The sequence below is a fragment of the Gluconobacter sp. OJA genome (assembly GCF_039638325.1).
In the GTDB taxonomy this organism is placed as follows: Bacteria; Pseudomonadota; Alphaproteobacteria; order Acetobacterales; family Acetobacteraceae; genus Gluconobacter; species Gluconobacter cerinus.
In genome coordinates, this window is the sequence record NZ_JBDIWI010000002.1 from 51,932 (window position 1) to 68,845 (window position 16,914).

The 16,914-nt window shown below is 56.6% G+C and carries 18 protein-coding genes; 1 reads left to right on the forward strand and 17 read right to left on the reverse strand.

Translation table 11 applies throughout. From position 1 onward, the window contains the following. The first annotated feature begins 114 nt into the window (after positions 1-114). Positions 115-1,092, forward strand: coding sequence for a diguanylate cyclase domain-containing protein (locus tag ABDK75_RS10645; protein WP_346005890.1), 978 nt, complete (start codon positions 115-117; stop codon positions 1,090-1,092). Positions 1,093-1,098: 6 nt separating this feature from the next. Here ABDK75_RS10645 and argB read toward each other — a convergent pair whose 3' ends face one another. The 17 genes from argB to uppS all read right to left on the reverse strand — a co-directional run bounded on the left by argB (position 1,099) and on the right by uppS (position 16,901). Further along, complete coding sequence (gene argB, locus ABDK75_RS10650; protein ID WP_086634466.1) at positions 1,099-2,034, reverse strand: acetylglutamate kinase; 936 nt, start codon at positions 2,032-2,034, stop codon at positions 1,099-1,101. Next, on the reverse strand, positions 2,031-2,711 hold the full coding sequence (gene yihA / locus ABDK75_RS10655) for a ribosome biogenesis GTP-binding protein YihA/YsxC (RefSeq protein ID WP_086634465.1): 681 nt from the start codon (positions 2,709-2,711) through the stop codon (positions 2,031-2,033). The genes argB and yihA overlap by 4 nt, the downstream gene beginning before the upstream one ends. A gap of 6 nt (positions 2,712-2,717) precedes the next feature. Beyond that, positions 2,718-4,439 (reverse strand): membrane protein insertase YidC, encoded by a 1,722-nt coding sequence (gene yidC, locus ABDK75_RS10660; protein ID WP_339405569.1) that lies wholly within the window; start codon positions 4,437-4,439, stop codon positions 2,718-2,720. Between the two features lie 90 nt (positions 4,440-4,529). Continuing rightward, positions 4,530-4,778: a membrane protein insertion efficiency factor YidD gene (gene yidD / locus ABDK75_RS10665; RefSeq protein WP_086634463.1), complete on the reverse strand. Its 249-nt coding sequence runs from the start codon at positions 4,776-4,778 to the stop codon at positions 4,530-4,532. Next, positions 4,775-5,122, reverse strand: a complete 348-nt coding sequence (gene rnpA, locus ABDK75_RS10670; protein WP_346006176.1) for a ribonuclease P protein component — start codon at positions 5,120-5,122, stop codon at positions 4,775-4,777. Before rnpA ends, yidD begins: the two co-directional genes overlap by 4 nt. After that, on the reverse strand, positions 5,119-5,253 hold the full coding sequence (rpmH, locus tag ABDK75_RS10675) for a 50S ribosomal protein L34 (protein WP_010501271.1): 135 nt from the start codon (positions 5,251-5,253) through the stop codon (positions 5,119-5,121). The genes rnpA and rpmH overlap by 4 nt, the downstream gene beginning before the upstream one ends. A gap of 335 nt (positions 5,254-5,588) precedes the next feature. Then, entirely contained in the window at positions 5,589-5,978 is a 390-nt protein-coding gene (gloA, locus tag ABDK75_RS10680; protein WP_046899777.1) for a lactoylglutathione lyase, read from the reverse strand. Continuing rightward, positions 5,975-6,820 (reverse strand): LpxI family protein, encoded by an 846-nt coding sequence (locus ABDK75_RS10685; protein WP_083956267.1) that lies wholly within the window; start codon positions 6,818-6,820, stop codon positions 5,975-5,977. Before ABDK75_RS10685 ends, gloA begins: the two co-directional genes overlap by 4 nt. Positions 6,821-6,822: 2 nt before the next feature. Next, positions 6,823-7,680, reverse strand: a complete 858-nt coding sequence (gene lpxA, locus ABDK75_RS10690; RefSeq protein WP_046899779.1) for an acyl-ACP--UDP-N-acetylglucosamine O-acyltransferase — start codon at positions 7,678-7,680, stop codon at positions 6,823-6,825. A gap of 4 nt (positions 7,681-7,684) precedes the next feature. Continuing rightward, positions 7,685-8,203: a 3-hydroxyacyl-ACP dehydratase FabZ gene (gene fabZ / locus ABDK75_RS10695; protein WP_339405571.1), complete on the reverse strand. Its 519-nt coding sequence runs from the start codon at positions 8,201-8,203 to the stop codon at positions 7,685-7,687. Positions 8,204-8,305: 102 nt separating this feature from the next. Then, positions 8,306-9,367 carry a UDP-3-O-(3-hydroxymyristoyl)glucosamine N-acyltransferase gene (gene lpxD, locus ABDK75_RS10700; RefSeq protein WP_099210560.1) on the reverse strand — a complete coding sequence of 354 codons (1,062 nt, stop codon included), beginning with the start codon at positions 9,365-9,367 and terminating at the stop codon, positions 8,306-8,308. 11 nt (positions 9,368-9,378) lie between these two features. Next, positions 9,379-10,290, reverse strand: coding sequence for an OmpH family outer membrane protein (locus ABDK75_RS10705; protein WP_339405574.1), 912 nt, complete (start codon positions 10,288-10,290; stop codon positions 9,379-9,381). Between the two features lie 58 nt (positions 10,291-10,348). Next, positions 10,349-12,817 (reverse strand): outer membrane protein assembly factor BamA, encoded by a 2,469-nt coding sequence (gene bamA / locus ABDK75_RS10710; RefSeq protein ID WP_086634460.1) that lies wholly within the window; start codon positions 12,815-12,817, stop codon positions 10,349-10,351. Between the two features lie 168 nt (positions 12,818-12,985). Then, positions 12,986-14,086 carry an RIP metalloprotease RseP gene (gene rseP / locus ABDK75_RS10715; protein ID WP_099210562.1) on the reverse strand — a complete coding sequence of 367 codons (1,101 nt, stop codon included), beginning with the start codon at positions 14,084-14,086 and terminating at the stop codon, positions 12,986-12,988. Continuing rightward, on the reverse strand, positions 14,079-15,302 hold the full coding sequence (dxr, locus tag ABDK75_RS10720; RefSeq protein ID WP_346005891.1) for a 1-deoxy-D-xylulose-5-phosphate reductoisomerase: 1,224 nt from the start codon (positions 15,300-15,302) through the stop codon (positions 14,079-14,081). Before dxr ends, rseP begins: the two co-directional genes overlap by 8 nt. Further along, positions 15,295-16,143, reverse strand: coding sequence for a phosphatidate cytidylyltransferase (locus ABDK75_RS10725; RefSeq protein ID WP_346005892.1), 849 nt, complete (start codon positions 16,141-16,143; stop codon positions 15,295-15,297). The genes dxr and ABDK75_RS10725 overlap by 8 nt, the downstream gene beginning before the upstream one ends. Then, a complete protein-coding gene (uppS, locus tag ABDK75_RS10730) occupies positions 16,140-16,901 on the reverse strand; it encodes a polyprenyl diphosphate synthase (protein ID WP_086634456.1) in 762 nt (253 codons plus the stop codon). Before uppS ends, ABDK75_RS10725 begins: the two co-directional genes overlap by 4 nt. Positions 16,902-16,914: the final 13 nt, after the last annotated feature.

The window sequence follows — 16,914 nt, forward strand, 5'->3', positions numbered from 1 at the left end:
ACCCGGAATGCCCAAGACGCCAGACGGTGTTCTCACATCGATTCACGACGCAGCATATCTCTCGCTTCAACGATGCGGCACGTTCAGCCGCAAAATCATGGATCCTTTGCGGCAATGCATGACATTGGCCTGAAAAGCCCGCCCCTTCCGGTGACCGAGCTGACCTTCCCGCAAAGCTTTCAGCTCTTGCGAGAGAGCGTGGCCTGTATGCGCAGCGCCATTCTGCCGCGACTAGGCATCGCAGCGGCTCTCTCCAAAGTACAGGAAGCACTTGGGGCTGAGTGCTTGCTCTTCAGCTCATTCACAGCCTCGGATCATAGTCTGATGTTGCATCAATCCGCCCCAATTCCCGACGAGTTTCAGGGTGAACTGCAACAGTATGATTTTTTGCTCAATCACGACGTCATTCAGTTCTTCTCAGCGGCCCGTCACGCGCTGTTGGTGTGCGAGGCCATCAGAAGCCAGGCACCTCTCGGCCTTCTGTGCTGGAAAGAAACACCGTGGTCAGCGGAAGAGATCGAATTTATCCGTACTCTTCTGGCCTTCATTGCGACGTTGCAAGATTTGGAAGGGTTGCACAGGAACGTCCTGAAGGGCGCTCACTATGACCTCTCGTCCAACCTTTTGAACTGGGAAGGTCTGAAGCAGGAAATGGAGCGACGCATTCCGCGTCTGGATCGTGATTGCCTCGCGGCGACCCTCATGATCGCGCATGTTCCCGGCCTGAGCGAAATAACCCAAACACATGGATTTCAGGCAGGAGAAGAAGCGCTCACGCAATGCGTTGCCTTACTCCGCAAAGCCGTACGCCCAACCGATGCTATTGCCCGGCTTAGTGGCAACATGTTTGCGCTGTGGCTGGACGGAGGGGATCGCTTCGCTATGGCTGAGCGTGCCGAACGGATGACGGCGCATGGCATCCCGATCCTAATTAATCCACCAGTGCATCTCCCGTTACACATCGGACTGATGTGCCGCGAAGCGAATGATCCGGAAAACACGGCAGATAATCTTCTGGAAAGAGCCAGTCAGGCTCTCCAGACCGGAGAAGAAGAGCAAAAAAAATGGCGCTTCTCACACGAAGCGCCATAAGCCAAATCAGGCTTTAATAAGAGTTCCTGGACCTGCTCGGGTAAAGAGTTCCAGAAGGCAGGTGTGGGGCACGCGACCGTCGAGAATAACCGCAGCTTTGGCACCGCTCTGAACAGCGTCCAGACAGGTCTCAACTTTCGGGATCATGCCGCCGGAAATCGTGCCATCCTTGATGAGATTGCGCGCTTCTTCTGCGCTCAGCTCTTCAATCAGCTTACCCTCACGGTCCAGCACGCCCGGAACGTCCGTCAGCATCAGCAGTCGTGATGCATGAACTGCACCGGCAATCGCGCCTGCTGCCGTGTCGGCATTGATATTGTAGGTCTCACCATTCTCGCCAGCGCCAACAGGCGCAATCACGGGGATCAAACCTGAGCCAAGCAGAGCATAAAGAACGCGCGGATCAATCTTCTCAGGCTGCCCTACGAAACCGAGGTCAATGACGCTCTCGATCTGGCTGTCCGGATCGCGGCGTGTGCGGGTGACCTTACGGGCCTGGATCAGACTTCCATCCTTGCCCGAAATTCCAACAGCCATGGCGCCAGCACGGTTTATAAGCTGGGCAACCTGCTTGTTCACACTCCCGGCCAGAACCATCTCGATCACATCGACCATGGCACTATCGGTAACGCGCAGACCATCCACAAACTCTGAACGTATATTGAGACGATCCAGCATGGAACTGATCTGGGGACCGCCACCATGCACAACGATCGGATTGATTCCGACCAGTTTCAGCAGGGCAATGTCATACCCGAAAGCACTGGCGAGTTTGCCCTCACCCATTGCATGACCGCCATACTTTACGACGATCGTGTCACCGGCATAACGACGCAGGTACGGCAGCGCGCTTGCAAGAATAGCAGCCTGCTGCTGGGCATCATCCATATTCACCGCCGGGGGAATCTCCGGTAGCTTTTCACTGTGGGTCTTTTTACTCATGGCCGGACATCTCCTTCCCCTGACGTCTGAACAGGATCTGCGAAACGGGCAATCTCCGCGCGGAGATCTTCAATCCCTTCCCCGGTCTGGCTGCTGGTGCAGACGATCCTTGGGTAGGCCGCAGCCTGCTTAAGAGCGATCGCTTCAACTTCTGCAATCTTGGCTTTCAGTGCAGTCGGCCGAACCTGATCGCACTTGGTGAGCACAATCTGGAATACCACAGCCGCACGCCCCAGCAGATCCATGACGTCCCTGTCGGACTGCTTGATCTCAATTCGCGCATCCAGAAGCAGAATGACGCGGGCCAGCGTGGTCCGTCCACGAAGATAGGCGAACATCATGTTCTGCCAGTCTTCCTTGACGGATTTCGCAGCCTTCGCGAAACCGTAACCGGGCATATCCACAAGAGAAATGCGGTCCGCGAGATTGAAGAAGTTGAGTTGCTTGGTGCGCCCCGGCTCCGAAGATGCTCTCGCCAGCGCACGACGCCCGGTCAGGGCGTTGATGATGCTGGACTTGCCAACATTAGAACGCCCGGCAAAAGCAACTTCCGGCCGACCGACCGGCGGAAGCTGGTCGATCTTCTGTGAACCAAAAAAGAACTCGCACTCCCCTGCGAAGAGCAGGCGACCGTCTTCGATCTGTTCAGGGGTAGGAGGGCCAGCGGCTTCTTTCATGGTGTCTCAGCGTCCACTTTTAGTAACAGGAACCGGCAGCTTGGCACGGCTCTGAATGAAGGACTGCTGGGCGAATGTCAGCAGGTTGTTCCACGTATAGTAAACCAGAAGGCTGGCCGGGAAGTTGGACATCACGAACACATAGACCAGCGGCATGAACTGCATGATGCGGGCCTGAGCCGGGTCCATGCTGACCATTGTCTGGCGCTGGAGCAGCCAGAAAGTCACGCCCAGTGCAGCTCCCCAGATGCTGACGTGCAGGAAGGAGAAATATACAGTCGGGTCGAAGGGGATCAGACCAAACAGGTTAAAGATGTTCGTCGGATCCGGGACGGACAGATCGTGAATCCAGCCGAAGAACGGGGCATGGCGCTCGTCGATGCTGATGTTCAGCATCTTGTAGAGGCAGAAGAAGATCGGGGCCTGGATCAGAACAGGAAGGCACCCACTGGCAGGGCTAACACCCTCTTCGCGGTAGAGCGCCATGACCTTCTGGTTCATCACCATCGGGTCGTCCTTGTTCTTCTCGCGGATCTCCTTGATCTTCGGGGCCAGCAGACGCATGCGCGCTGAAGATCCCGCCGCCTTGGATGCCAGCGGGAAGAGCACAATCTTGACGATCAGCGTCAGCGCCATCAGCGCCAGACCGAAATTGCCCAGATGCAGATACAGCCAGTGCAGCAGATACAGGATCGGACGCGTCAGAAAGCTGAACCACCCAAAGTCGATGGCTTTGTCGAGATCCGTAATGTGCAGGTTGCTGCTGTAAGCCTGCAGAAGGCTTGGTACCTTTGCACCAGCAAAAAGATGGCTCGTCTGCGTAACAGTGCCATTCGGCATGATCTGCTGCGGAGCCTGAGACACGAAGCCGATACGATAGGACCCTGCATTTTCCGGAACGTAAGCAAAGCTTGCCGTCACAGAAGACGTGGAGTCAGGTGCGACCGCCGTCAGCCAGTACTTGTCGCTGATACCGCCCCAGCCACCTGTGCCGCCCTTGGCCCAGAACGTGTGGTCAGGATGCTCAGCGCCCTTGCGAACGTTTTTGTAGGTCTCGTCGTTCAGGCGACCGTCCATGACGGCAATAGGGCCTTCATGTGCCGTCCAGAAACCTTCCGGAGCCTGATAGTCACGCTGCACACGCTGGAACGGAAGCAGCGCAACAGGCTGGGAGGAATGATTCTCCACCGCCTGCACAGCCGAGAACATATAATGCTCGTCAACTGAAAGGTGGATCGAGAAGATCAGACCTTCGCCGTTATCCCATGTCAGTGTGACAGGGTGGCCAGGAGAGAGTGCCTCGTCCGCACTGGTCCAGACCGTGTTAAGATCCGGAACCTTCGCATTGGACCCCGGAGCGTTGCTCCAGCCAATTACGAAGAAGTTCGGATGCTCGCTGCCGGGCTTGTCCAGCAGACGGACAAGCGGACTGTCCTTTGCAAGAGTGGCACGGTACTTCGTCAGCACCGCATCATCCAGAAGCGCACCCTTGAGGTTCAGGGAGCCCTGCACGTCGTCGCTGGTAATCGCAATGCGACGAGCGACCACTTCCGGTTCAGGCGAGGCCTGAGCCGGACCAGCAACAGCCGGAGTGGACGGAGACTGTGTCGCAGTGGTTTGCGTCACAGCCGGATGACTGTCCGGACGGGGTTTCGGCATGAAATAGTCGAAACCGATCAGGATGAGGGCCGAGAGGATAATGGCCGCAATGATGCGCTTGATTTCCATCGGGCTGATGCCGGTCTTTCGTCTCTAACGGAGGAATGCTGAGCCTCAAGTGGCCGAAAACCGTTACCAAAACAATAGGCGCACGCGTTTTTAATGCCGATGAGCCTCGGGCGGGAGGTCACATCCCCCTTTTGACCAGGGGTGACAGCGGAGGATTCTCTTCAATGCCAGCCAGCCGCCCCGAACAGGCCCATGCCCCTTGATCGCCATGATGGCATAGGTGCTGCACCCAGGTTCAAAACGACAGTTTCGGCCCAGATACGGACTGATGAAGAGCTTGTAAGCGTCAATCAACGCAAGCAGAAAGACAGTGACAGCCTTATTGAAAAGGCGTGTCATTTTTCCAGGCCCTTGCAGAGCGCTTTACGAAGATCATCCTGAAGAAGGGGAAATTCTCGTCGGCGCGTACCGTCGCGGCCGATCAGGACAAAGTCTCCCAAAGGAAGACCGTCCTCACGCGCTACAAGACGCAGCGCCTCACGGAGGCGGCGTTTTGTGCGGTTACGAATGACAGAGTTTCCAACCTTTTTCGTGACGGTAAAGCCGACACGGCTATCAGGCTGGCTATCATCCTGCAGCATCTGCACAACCATTCCCGGGGTAGCGACTTTACGCCCCTTCCCGGCAACACGCAGAAACTGCGGCCGCTTTTTCAGGCGGCCAGCTGTGTGGTTCCGGCTCAGGCGGAGAGCTTCGAGCGGCCCTTGGTGCGACGGTTTGCCAGCACGCGGCGGCCACCGACTGTAGCACTACGTGCACGGAAACCGTGACGACGCTTACGAACCAGCTTGGAGGGTTGATACGTGCGCTTCATGACATCGATCCTTTAAAACCATGCAGACGCCTCTCTGGACATCCGCGTCGATCGGGCGCACGAAACGCCCGGTGAATGAGACCCGGGCTTGTACTCACCCGACCCTCCCCTGTCAATGCTACACCCTCAGGAACTTAAGGATATGAGCCAGAATCCCGCTCTACCACCGTCATCAACTGACGACTCCAAAGCATTTCGACATGATCTGCGAAATGCCCTGTCCCCGGCAATGCTGTGTGCGGACATCCTGACATCCCATTCAGACGAATCCGTCAGAAAACATGCAGGAACAATTGTCGAGGCGCTGGAAAAAGCACTGCGCCTCCTAAAGAAACCTACTTCTTCTCAATAAGCTCGATCTTGTAGCCGTCTGGATCTTCCACGAAAGCAATGATGATCGTGCCGAACTTCAGTGGCCCGGCTTCACGGGTCACTTTGCCGCCGCCGATCCGAACAGCCTCTACAAGCGCAGCCACATCCGGCACGCCAATCGCAAAATGGCCGAATCCAGTGCCAACGTCGTAATCCGTTTCCTGATCCCAGTTATAGGTCAGCTCAATTTCCGCCTGTCCGTTCTCATTATCAGCGAATCCAATGAAAACGAGTGTGTAACGGCCTTCACGAACTTCCTTGCGGCGCAGTTCTTTCATGCCAAGAAGGCTGTAGAACGCCAGACTGCGATCAATGTCTCGAATACGAACCATCGTGTGCAGAAATGTGCTCATTTTTCTTCTTTCAGATCTTCGCTTGTCAGCCCGTAAAGGAATAGTCCGTATCGGTCAGCCAAGGCGACGCAGCGGTCAGGGTCTGTCAACAACGTGACACCAGGCTGAAACGCAACGCCCCGCAATCCGTTCCGGGCCGCATTTTCCAGCGTCTCAGGACCTATTGTCGGCATATCTGCCCTCAGGTCCTGTCCGCTCTTGGGCATTTTGATAAGAACGCCGCCACTGCCAGCCTGCATCAGTTTGCCGCAGCGTCCCAGCATGGCATCCGTGCCTTCAAGAGCTTCGACAGCCAGAACCAGACCGCTCTGAACGACACACCCCTGCCCGATATCCAGCGCAGCCATGGCCCGCAGCACCTGAACACCACGCGCTATGTCCTGACGCGCCTGTTCGTCTGGCACAACGCGACCAAGCGTCCCGCTCTTACCGGTAGCATGATCAAGGAATTCATGGGCGCCACGAACAATGAACCCTTCTTCCCCGAGCACGCGTACAACTGCTCCGAGAAGCCCGTCGTCGCCAAGGAAAATTGCGCGTCCCAGACGTGCAAGAACACGCGCCCCTTCCGCATCAGGGCGAAGGTCACGCCATGCAGGGCGCCGAACCGGCCCGATCAGAACCAGTTCCCTGCATCCATGCTTTTTAAGGGCTGTCAGGATTTCTCCTACAGCAGCAAGGCGGATGATTTCATGTGGATAAGGTGCCAGACGGGCCATGTCCGCGAAATCACGAAAGCCGACCACAAAAACCGACTTCCCCTTTTCCAGGGCAGCCGCAGCGACCTTTGCAGGCAAGGGGCCCGCCCCGGCCAGAATACCGACGCAACCTGCCCCCATCACGCTCAGGCCCCTTCGGTTTCGGAAAGCCCCTCATTACGGGCCACACGTGTCAGCCCGCGGCGGCTTGGCGCTTCCATAAAGTCCAGCATTTCAGCAATGCGCTGCAAATGCCCATATTCACGGCGCACGTCCGCAAGTCGGGCTTCAAGCACCACATCCGTACTGCCATGACGCGGATAAAGCGTCCGGAACGCACGACGCATGGCCTGCATTTCTTCCGGGCCCACACCAGACCGCTTCAATCCGATCCAATTCAGACCGACCAAACGGGCGCGGTTCCCGAGAACACTTCCGTAGGGGATGACATCCATCTCGACACCACAAACGCCACCAACAACAGCGCCGCGCCCAATGCGCACGAACTGATGGAGCGCTGCTGATCCCATGACCTTCGCATCATCAGCAATCTCGACATGACCACCCATGACAACATTGTTCACGATAATCACACGATCACCGAGAACACAGTCATGCGCCACATGAGCATTCGCCATGATCAAACAGGACGCACCGATTTTCGTCAGAGCATGTCCCTGCGCCGTTCCACGATGAATGGTGACGTTTTCACGGATGATGGTTTTCGCGCCGATCTCACAAAGTGTCGGCTCGCCAGCATATTTGAGGTCCTGCGGTGCCATCCCGATCGTGACGAACGGATAGACTTCCACTTCCTCACGCAGGGTCGTGTGCCCGTCGACAATCACCGAAGCATGCAGGTGCACACCGTCGCCAAGTGTCACATGAGGCCCGACGATGCACCAGGGGCCAATGCGAACATTTTCCCCAATTCGGGCACGTTCATCGACAAGAGCAGTCGCGTGAATCTCAGCGCTATCGGATCGTTTTCCTGCAATCTGCATCAGTTCAGCCCATGATCATGGCACTGAAGGTTGCCTCTGCAACAGCAACGCCGTCAACACGTGCAGTACCTTTGAATTTCCAGACGTTCGCCCGGGACCTTTCCTTGACCACCTCAATACGAAGCTGATCACCTGGCCCAACCGGACGGCGGAACTTGGCGCCTTCAATGGTCATGAAATACACCAGCTTTCCTTCGAAGGCCTTGCCAAGCGTCAGGACAACGAGCGTTGCCGCTGTCTGAGCCATGGCTTCGATGATCAGAACACCTGGCATCACCGGATGGGAAGGAAAGTGTCCCTGAAAGAAGGGCTCGTTCACCGTGACATTCTTGATGCCAACAGCGGACTCACCAGCCTTGATTTCCTGCATCTTGTCGATCAGCAGGAACGGATAGCGGTGAGGGATCGCCTGCATGATCTGCAGAATGTCGATGCTCTCAGGAACCTTGTGCGTTCCCGAAGCCCCTTCTGCCGGGGTCGTCTTTTCAGCCGGAGCGTCCACTCGATCCATTTTGTTCACCATGCCCTTCTAAGGGAAAATTTTGTCAGTTTTCTGCTCTCCGAGCAGTGCGGATGGCCTCCCTTAGCAAAACTGGCTACGGGATACCATCCGTCACCGGAAAGGTCAGTCGCCGCTTTTGCGGGAGAGCTTCCGCAAAGTGGCTACGTTCCGGAAGAATTCCCGGAAGGGCATGGCGGGACTGCCGATAACATCCGCTCCCGCATCCACGTCAGACATGACACCGCACTGAGCCCCAACACGGGCCTTGTCACCAATCTTGATGTGACCGATCAGGCCGGCCTGAGCAGCGATTGTGACGAAGTCGCCCAGTTCGGTCGAACCGGAAATACCAGCCTGCGAAACAACAATGCAGCATTTTCCGAGCTGAGCATTGTGTCCGATCTGAACCAGATTATCGATCCTCGTACCTGCCCCAATGATCGTATCGCGCATGGAGCCACGATCAATCGTTGAGTTAGCACCGATCTCAACGTCGTCCTCAATGACAACCAGACCAAGCTGCGGCACGGTCTCGAAACCAGCAGGGCCGACAGCAAAACCAAATCCGTCCTGACCAATGCGGGCGCCTGGATACAGTGTTACCCTGTTCCCGACACGGGCGTGCGTCAGACTAACATGGCTGCCAATGCGGCAACGCTCACCAATCTCGACACTCTGGCCAATCACGGCATGCGCACCAATCAGCGTGCCCGGGCCAATTTTCGCGCCGTCTTCGACAACAGCGAAAGCCCCAATCTCGACATTCTCACCGATCTCAGCCGTCTCACTGACATAAGCCGAAGGATGGCGAACACCCGTCGATGACGGTGCGGGATGAAAGAGCGCTGCAATGCGTGCCCATGCAAGGTAGGGCGTTTTGCAGACAAGACCCGCCGTATGTGCTGGCAGCTTGTCGGCAAAAGCCGGCGCAAGAATCACCACTCCTGCACGCGTTTTTTCCAGAAGAGGCAGGTAGCGGCGATTATCCAGAAAACTCACGTCTTCCGGTCCCGCAACGTGCAATGGGGCAACCCCGCGGAAACTGACTTGATCCTCCTGCCCTTCAGCAGCGGAACGAACCTCGCTTCCCGATACTTCCGCAAGATGAGCCAGACCAAAAGGTCCAGCTCTCAGGAAGAAGCGCTCATCACCAGGTCGGTTTTCGGTGAGTACCTTATCAGCCACGGGATCAGGCCTCAGTGACGCTGCCGGAGAACGGACTCAGGCTGCGCTGGAGCCGAAGCCGGCGCTGCCTGTTCAGGACCCTGCGGCGCACGCTGTTCGTCTGCCGTCGTTGGCATCTTGCCAGATTTGGCAAGTTGCTCAGGATCAACGCCTTCGTCAGGAATAAACACGTGTGGCAGCGTCTTGTTTAGCTGGTTTGCCACTTCTTCCGTGATGTCCTGCTCGCCCACATGCAGCACAACCTGCTCGGCATGCAGAACCAGGTTCATGTTATGCGCACCAGCAACGGCGGCAATGATGCCGTTGCCCTGCTCAAGCTCACGCTCGATCTGATGGAAGGCGACCTGCGCGGCTTCCTGAACAATGCGAGCCTGATTGCCAAAATCGCGCTGATCCTTGGCGCGACGCTCCTGAAGATGGCGCTCACGAAGCTGGATTTGGTCGGCTGTAAGACTGCGGGCTTCGGATTGCAGCTTCTGCTGCTCACCACGCCATGCACCCTCTTCACGCTGCACAGCCTGTGCCAGCTTGTCACGACGTGCGCCAAGAACCTGCTGGATCTCCTGCGCAGCAGACGACATCTGCATGACAGCCTGGACATTGATCACACCGATAACTGCTGCTGGCGGCGCAGCGCCCTTCGCAACAGTTGGCGGATTAGGGATCGGCGGCAACGGCAGAACCGGTGGAGCCTGCTGCGCATTCGGAGCAGCCTGCTCGTCTTCAACAGGCGCCTCAGCCATAGGCACACTACGGCGAGGTGCCGGACGTGCAGCAGCCGGTGCATCCGGATGTGCGGCCTTGGGAACAAACCATCCACCGTTGTTGGCGGCTTGGGCGTGAGCAGCGGGTGCAACAGCAAGAACCGTCGCAGCCAGAAGCGCACCGACCGAAGCCGGGCGCATCAGGGAAATAAAGGTCATAACCACCTCTGGGAAAGGGGATGGAATTGCTTGGAGCTCGAAATCAGACACGCAGTTCTTAGAACTGCTGTCCGAAGCCAAAGCGCAGCGGGTAAAGACGATCGCCCTTTTCCTTACGCAGCGGAATGGCACCATCAATATTCACAAGGCCGAACGGGCTCTTCCAGGAAATACCAAGACCGGTGGAAACACGCGGGATCATGGTGTCACCATTGATCGGGGTATAAGGATACCCGGCCTCGAAGCGGCGAGAATAGTCTGTGTACTTCTTCTGCACACGCACGCTCGACAGGCTACCAGCATCGACAAAGTAACGACCGGAAATACCAAGATCGTCGCCCATCGGCATCGGGAAGTTCAGCTGCGCGGAAGCCGTGTACATGAAACGGCCACCCAGCAGATCTTCCTGGCCCTGACGCGGAAGATAATCAAGCGTCGGGCAGGACCCGCTGACATATGCGCCCGTACAGATATGGCCAGAACGCGGGCCTACACCACCCTGCAGGAAGCCTCGCAGGTTTTCACCACCAAGATAGAAGTTATCAATGATGTTGCGCTTGCTGTTGGAATCCCAGTCGCCCATGTAGCCCACGCCGCCCTTGAACTGCATGGTCCAGTCATGGCTGCCAGTAATGCTGTCCAGCGGCAGGTAGTACGCGCCATCAGCCTTCACACGGAAATACTTGGCGTTTCCGCCAACACCCGCGAAATCACCGCCCAGCTTCATCATGTAACCGTCATGAGGATTCATACGACGGTCACGACGGTCATAGGTCAGGGAGGTGCTCAGCTGCGACAGGAGCGACCAACCTGCAGACTGCTGAACGTAAACAGACGGCACCCATTCGATATAGGACGGGTCAGCTGCAACCGTTGCGGCATCATAGAAGTTGCCAACCTGACGATCGACCAGCGTGTAGCTGAAGGACTGCGACAGATAGCGGTTATACGCATACCCGAGACGCAGGCTCATGCCGTACTGGGATTCTTTGTAGCTCTGATACGTCTGGTAGTTGTTCTGGATGAAGTAGAAATCAGCGCCAGCCACCAGGTTACGGTTCAGGAAGTACGGATCCGTAATGGAGATGTCAGCCTGCTTCTCATAGTACGCAACCGTACCCGAGATACCGGCGTCAATACCCGTGCCAAGCATGTTGTGCTGCTTGATGGACGCATTACCCAACACACCAACGTCTGTGGAGTAACCACCACCCAGTGAGAACTCACCTGTCGGCTTCTCAACCACGTTGGCAGACACGTTCACACGATCAGGAGCGGAGCCCTGCGTCTGATCAACAGATACCGTGCTGAAATATCCGAGGTCCTGAAGGGCCAACTTGGAATATTTCTTGTCAAACGGGGTGTACGGGTCGCCCTCTGCCATGGGCAGGTTGCGTCGGATCACGTTATCCCGGGTGATGGTGTTGCCGTTGATGTCAATACGCTCGACATACACATGCGGCCCTTCAGTCACATCAAACAGAAGGTCAACAATCCGCTTTTCCGGATTACGGGCGATTTCAGAGCGCACCATCGCAAACGGATGCCCCTGAGCCTGCAACCACTCCTGCATGTTTGTCGTGTTATGCTGGATGGCAGTGCCGTCATAGATCTGATGCTTGAACAGCTCGATGTGCTTGCGCATCATTTCCGGCGTCACACGACGCACCGTGGAACGAACGTCCATCTTGCCAATGCGATACTGCTCACCTTCATGAATGGTGAACGTCACGTAGAAAGACTTATGATCGGGAGAAAGCTCGCCCGTCGCGTCGATCATGTGGAAATCGACAAATCCGTTGTGAAGGTAGAAGCGTCGCAGAAGCTCCGCATCGTACTTGATACGCTCAGGATTATACTCATCCGAGGATGAGAAGAAGCGATACCAGGTATTCTCCTTGGACGAGATCACCTGTGCCAGACGTGCTTCACTGAAAGCGTGGTTGCCAACAAAAACGATCTTGTGGATCAGCGTCTGCTGAGCCTCGTTGATTTTGAAAACAACATCGACACGGTTGTGAGAGAGCTTGATGATCTGCGGCGTGACCGTCGCGCCGAAACGCGCCTTGCCTGCATACTGATTCAAAATCTTCTGACGGTCGGCAGCCGTGGTCTGAGACGAAAATACCGCACGGGGACGAAGACTGATTTCCTTACGGAGATCCTCATCCTTCAGGGCATGATTGCCTTCAAAGACAATACGATTGACGATCGGATTTTCAACCAGATTCACCAGCAGCGTATTACCATCGCGGTGAAGGGTGACGTCCTTGAAAAGGCCCGTTGCATAGAGCGTCTTCAGGGATCGATCCAGATCGTCCTGATTGAAAGAGTCACCCGGCTGAGCAACCATGTACGACAGAACCGTACTGGTCTCGATACGCGTGTTACCAGTGACCGAAATGGCCTGGATCACGTTGTTGCCTGAGGTTGCACCTGATGTCTGGTGCTGACGAGCAGAGCGGGCCTCCGCCACACCGAGAGCGGTCGGGAGAAGACATGCGGATGCCAGCAGCATCAAACGCATGTTCGGGGACCGGGAACCTCTTGACCGTGATCCTGACAAACCGGTTTTCCTTGTAACAGATTTTTCGCAGGCGCCTGACACGCTACGCCATTGGCGGAGGTATCCGAAAATCCCCCCACCATGCAAGATCTCCCTTCACTCACGAAGAGTTACCGGGCGTATCTCACATTAGCTTCCGGCGTGAAACATCCAGTGAAACAGACCCAAATTCGTGAGATCATTCACTGTTGAAAAGAGGAAAAGCGCGCCGATAAGCGCCATTCCGACCTGCATACTGACTTCCTGAACACGGCGTGAAACCGGGCGTCCCTTAATGGCTTCGACAGCATAAAAGATCAGTCGTCCACCATCGAGAACCGGGATCGGAAACAGATTAATCAGTCCAAGATTGATGGAAAGAAGCGCCATGAACGACACAATACTGGCCATGCCATAGCTGGCGACCTGTCCGGAGATCTGCGCGATTCGGATTGTTCCACCCAGCTCCCGTGCACTGCGCTGCCCGGAAATGATCTGCCAGACCCCCTGCAACGTCCGCACTGACATGGTCCAGGTTTCCTGAACACCCATGACCGCCGCCTTGATCGGCGAAACCGGTTTCCCCGGAGAAGCCGCAAAACCAACGCCCAGAACACCAGTCGGATGGGAGCCAGCCTTTACGCTGCCAATTGTCACGGGCAACGTCAGATCCTGGCCGTTCCGGCGCACTTCAAGTGTGGTCTCAGCGCCTGGTCGTGCCGCTACCGTCCCCATGACATCTTCAGGACCGGAAATGGACAGCGAGCCAATCCGGGTAATGACATCACCCGTTTTTACACCCGCCTTCTCTGCGGCACTGCCTGCCACAACCTGGGAAATATCCCCGCGAAGCTGCGGCTTGCCCACCGTTGCGAACAGCAGGGTAAACGCCACAATCGCAAACAGAAAATTGAAAACAGGCCCCATCACGATCACCAGCGCGCGGGAACCGACAGGCTTGTCATGAAAGGTGCGCCCGGGAATCCAAGCCGCTTTCTGCTCATCCGTGGCATCGTCAGGGCCTTCAAACCCGTGCGGTTTGACATACCCACCGAGCGGAATCGCGCTCAGGCGCCATTCAGTGCCGGATTTGTCGTGCCACCGGCGAAGAGCAGGCCCAAAACCGATGGAGAATGTCTCAACCTTTACCCCGCGCCACCGGGCAGCAAGGTAATGGCCCAACTCGTGGATAAACACGAGAACACCAAGAATCAGAACATAGGCAAGAATGGTACGCAGAAAATCATGCATGCAGGGCAGTCTCGCTTACTGTGTTCCGCAGTCGGCCGCTTTCGCGAAGAATATGCTCTTCTGCCAATGCCCGACCGCGCGCATCCCATTCCAGGACTTCATCCAGCGTCGTCAGTTCAGGATTTTCCGTCATGGCCTGAAGAGCGCTATCGATGGTTTCACCAATACCAAGGAATCCTATCCGACGGTTCAGAAAAGCGTCCACGGCAACTTCATTGGCTGCTGAGAAAACTGCGGGAGCAGCCCCTCCTGCCCTGAGAACCTGACGGGCAAGTCGTAGGGGAATAAAACGCGTCTCATCTGGGGCCTCGAAATCGAGGCGCCCGAAAGCTGTCAGATCCAGGCGCTGGCATGGTGTTTCCATGCGGTCAGGCCAAGCAAGAGTGTGAGCAATGGGGATACGCATGTCTGCTGACCCCATCTGCGCGACCAGACTGCCATCGCGGAACTGAACAAGCCCATGCACCACAGACTGAGGGTGTACCAGAACATCAATGCGGTCTTCTGTCAGACCAAACAGACGTGCGGCCTCAATAACCTCCAGGCCCTTATTGGCCATGGAAGCCGAATCAATCGTGATTTTCGCACCCATCGTCCAGGTAGGATGCTTCAACGCCTTTTCAAGCGTCGCCTCACGCATCTCTTCCAGAGTGGACTGACGGAAGGGGCCGCCTGAAGCTGTCAGCACGATCTTTTCGACCGTGCTCATGTCACAACCACCCAAGGCCTGGGCGATCGCATTATGCTCTGAATCGACAGGAAGAAGCGTCGCACCAGCTTCGCCAACAGCCCGGAGCATTACATCGCCCGCGCAGACGAGAGCTTCCTTGTTGGCGAGCGCGATTGCATGACCATTGCGTGCGGCAGCAAGTGTCGGCTCCAAACCCGCTGCGCCTGTGATGGCAGCCATGGTCCAGTCCGCTTCCATCGCACCGGCCTCAATAACGGCCTGACGCCCGGCTGCGGTGCGGATACCGCTCCCTGCCAACCGTGCTTTCAGATCATCATGCAGGCTCTCATCGTGAATGACAGCAATTTCAGCGCGAAGTTCACGAGCCTGCTCCGCAAGAAGCGCAACATTCCGCCCCCCGACCAGCGCCCGCACTTCAATATCGCCGCCCATCTGCTTGAGTAGATCGACCGTCGAAGTACCGATGCTACCTGTACTGCCTAGAACGCTGATCCGCCGAGGCTTGGCCACAGAACCGTCAATCATGAGAAGATTCCCCCTGAGGAATGATACGATGCGCAGACCCGCCTATCAGATCCGCAGGAGTGGCAGACCAGAACACCTGCCCCGTAACTGCCAGTGACAAAAGCGCGGCAAGCGGTGCCGCAGCCAGTAGGCCATCAAAACGATCCAGCAGGCCGCCATGGCCTGGAATCAGACGGCCGGAATCCTTGACGTTCAGTCTACGCTTGGCCGCACTTTCAAGCAGATCACCACTCTGGGAGAAAACACCCAGAACCGCCCCCCACAGGAGACCACCACCCACAAAGCCCGCTCCAGAAAGCCAGGCCACCATTCCCCCGGCAAAAGACGCACCGATCAGGCCGCCAATTGCGCCCGAGCGGGTTTTTCCGGGAGAGATTGAAGGGGCCAGTTTAGGGCCACCAAAGATGCGGCCTGTCAGATAAGCAAAACTGTCGCTGGCGATCACAACGCACAGCACGAACAGAACGCTCTCCAAACCATAGGGCAAATGCCGAAGCCAGAGGAGCGAGAGACCGCCCAGAATGGAGACGACAACAGGAATACAGGCTGGAATACCAAAAATGAGGCTTGGCCAAACCATCCAGAATGCGCCGCTCCATTCACCGCGAAGGGCCGCAACCCCTGACACCATCGGCCAGAGAAGAAGGAGGATGCCGCGCCAGGTGTGTAATGGCTGCTTGATGAGGGTAAGCCCTTCCCAAACCAGCCCGAACATGGCCAGCAGGATAAGAGCGTTATAGATCATGCCGCCTTGCCAGAGGCATCCCCCGGCAACGACAACGAGAATGACAGCTGACGTCAGACGCAGCTTCAGATCAGACCACCGGGAAGATCCGCTCATGCTGGCCGACCGCCAAAACGGCGCTGACGCCCGGCAAAATGCGAGAGCGCCTGAACGAACTCAGCTTCCCCGAAATCCGGCCACAGGACGTCCATGAACACCAGTTCCGCGTAAGCACTCTGCCAAAGCAGAAAGTTGGAGAGACGACATTCTCCACTTGTCCGAATAACGAGATCCGGATCTGGCATATCGGACGTCTGAAGCGCCTGATCCAGACGCTCCTCAGTAATATCTGACGATGCCAATGTTCCATTGGCAACCTGATCCGCAAGACGTCGTGCCGCCTGAACGATATCTGCTCGTCCGCCATAGGACAGGGCGAGCGTCAGAGTCAGGGTCGTGTTGGAAGCAGTCTTTGCTTCCGCACGGCGCAATTCCTCGCGCAACGCTCCTTCAAACCGCTCAGGCTCTCCGATAACGCGCAAACGCACCCCTTGCTCATGCAATTCATTGAGCTTGTGGCGCAGATAGAAACGCAGGAGCGATGTCAGGTCACCGACTTCCTCAGCAGACCGCCGCCAGTTTTCCGAAGAAAAAGCGTAAAGCGTCAGATAGCGCACGCCCTGGCGAATGGCCGAACGAACGCAATCCTGCACAGCCTCGGCACCTTTCCGATGCCCGGCTGCAACTGGCAGATTGCGCGAGCGCGCCCAACGCCCATTCCCGTCCATGATCATGGCGACATGGACGGGAACAGCGGCACCTTCCCCCTCTCTTGATGAAAGAGAAGGCGTGCTGGTCTGAGGAAGAGATCCCATTGTCAACGAAGGT

Bases quoted from the DNA above. Each gene is read 5' to 3' on its own strand.
- ABDK75_RS10725 (WP_346005892.1), bottom strand. From the start codon at position 16,143: ATGAGCGGATCTTCCCGGTGGTCTGATCTGAAGCTGCGTCTGACGTCA.
- fabZ (WP_339405571.1), bottom strand. From the start codon at position 8,203: ATGGTGAACAAAATGGATCGAGTGGACGCTCCGGCTGAAAAGACGACC.
- ABDK75_RS10705 (WP_339405574.1), bottom strand. From the start codon at position 10,290: ATGACCTTTATTTCCCTGATGCGCCCGGCTTCGGTCGGTGCGCTTCTG.
- rpmH (WP_010501271.1), bottom strand. From the start codon at position 5,253: ATGAAGCGCACGTATCAACCCTCCAAGCTGGTTCGTAAGCGTCGTCAC.
- rseP (WP_099210562.1), bottom strand. From the start codon at position 14,086: ATGCATGATTTTCTGCGTACCATTCTTGCCTATGTTCTGATTCTTGGT.
- ABDK75_RS10645 (WP_346005890.1), top strand. From the start codon at position 115: ATGCATGACATTGGCCTGAAAAGCCCGCCCCTTCCGGTGACCGAGCTG.
- gloA (WP_046899777.1), bottom strand. From the start codon at position 5,978: ATGAGCACATTTCTGCACACGATGGTTCGTATTCGAGACATTGATCGC.
- argB (WP_086634466.1), bottom strand. From the start codon at position 2,034: ATGAGTAAAAAGACCCACAGTGAAAAGCTACCGGAGATTCCCCCGGCG.
- lpxA (WP_046899779.1), bottom strand. From the start codon at position 7,680: ATGCAGATTGCAGGAAAACGATCCGATAGCGCTGAGATTCACGCGACT.
- yidC (WP_339405569.1), bottom strand. From the start codon at position 4,439: ATGGAAATCAAGCGCATCATTGCGGCCATTATCCTCTCGGCCCTCATC.
- uppS (WP_086634456.1), bottom strand. From the start codon at position 16,901: ATGGGATCTCTTCCTCAGACCAGCACGCCTTCTCTTTCATCAAGAGAG.
- yidD (WP_086634463.1), bottom strand. From the start codon at position 4,778: ATGACACGCCTTTTCAATAAGGCTGTCACTGTCTTTCTGCTTGCGTTG.
- yihA (WP_086634465.1), bottom strand. From the start codon at position 2,711: ATGAAAGAAGCCGCTGGCCCTCCTACCCCTGAACAGATCGAAGACGGT.
- dxr (WP_346005891.1), bottom strand. From the start codon at position 15,302: ATGATTGACGGTTCTGTGGCCAAGCCTCGGCGGATCAGCGTTCTAGGC.
- bamA (WP_086634460.1), bottom strand. From the start codon at position 12,817: ATGCGTTTGATGCTGCTGGCATCCGCATGTCTTCTCCCGACCGCTCTC.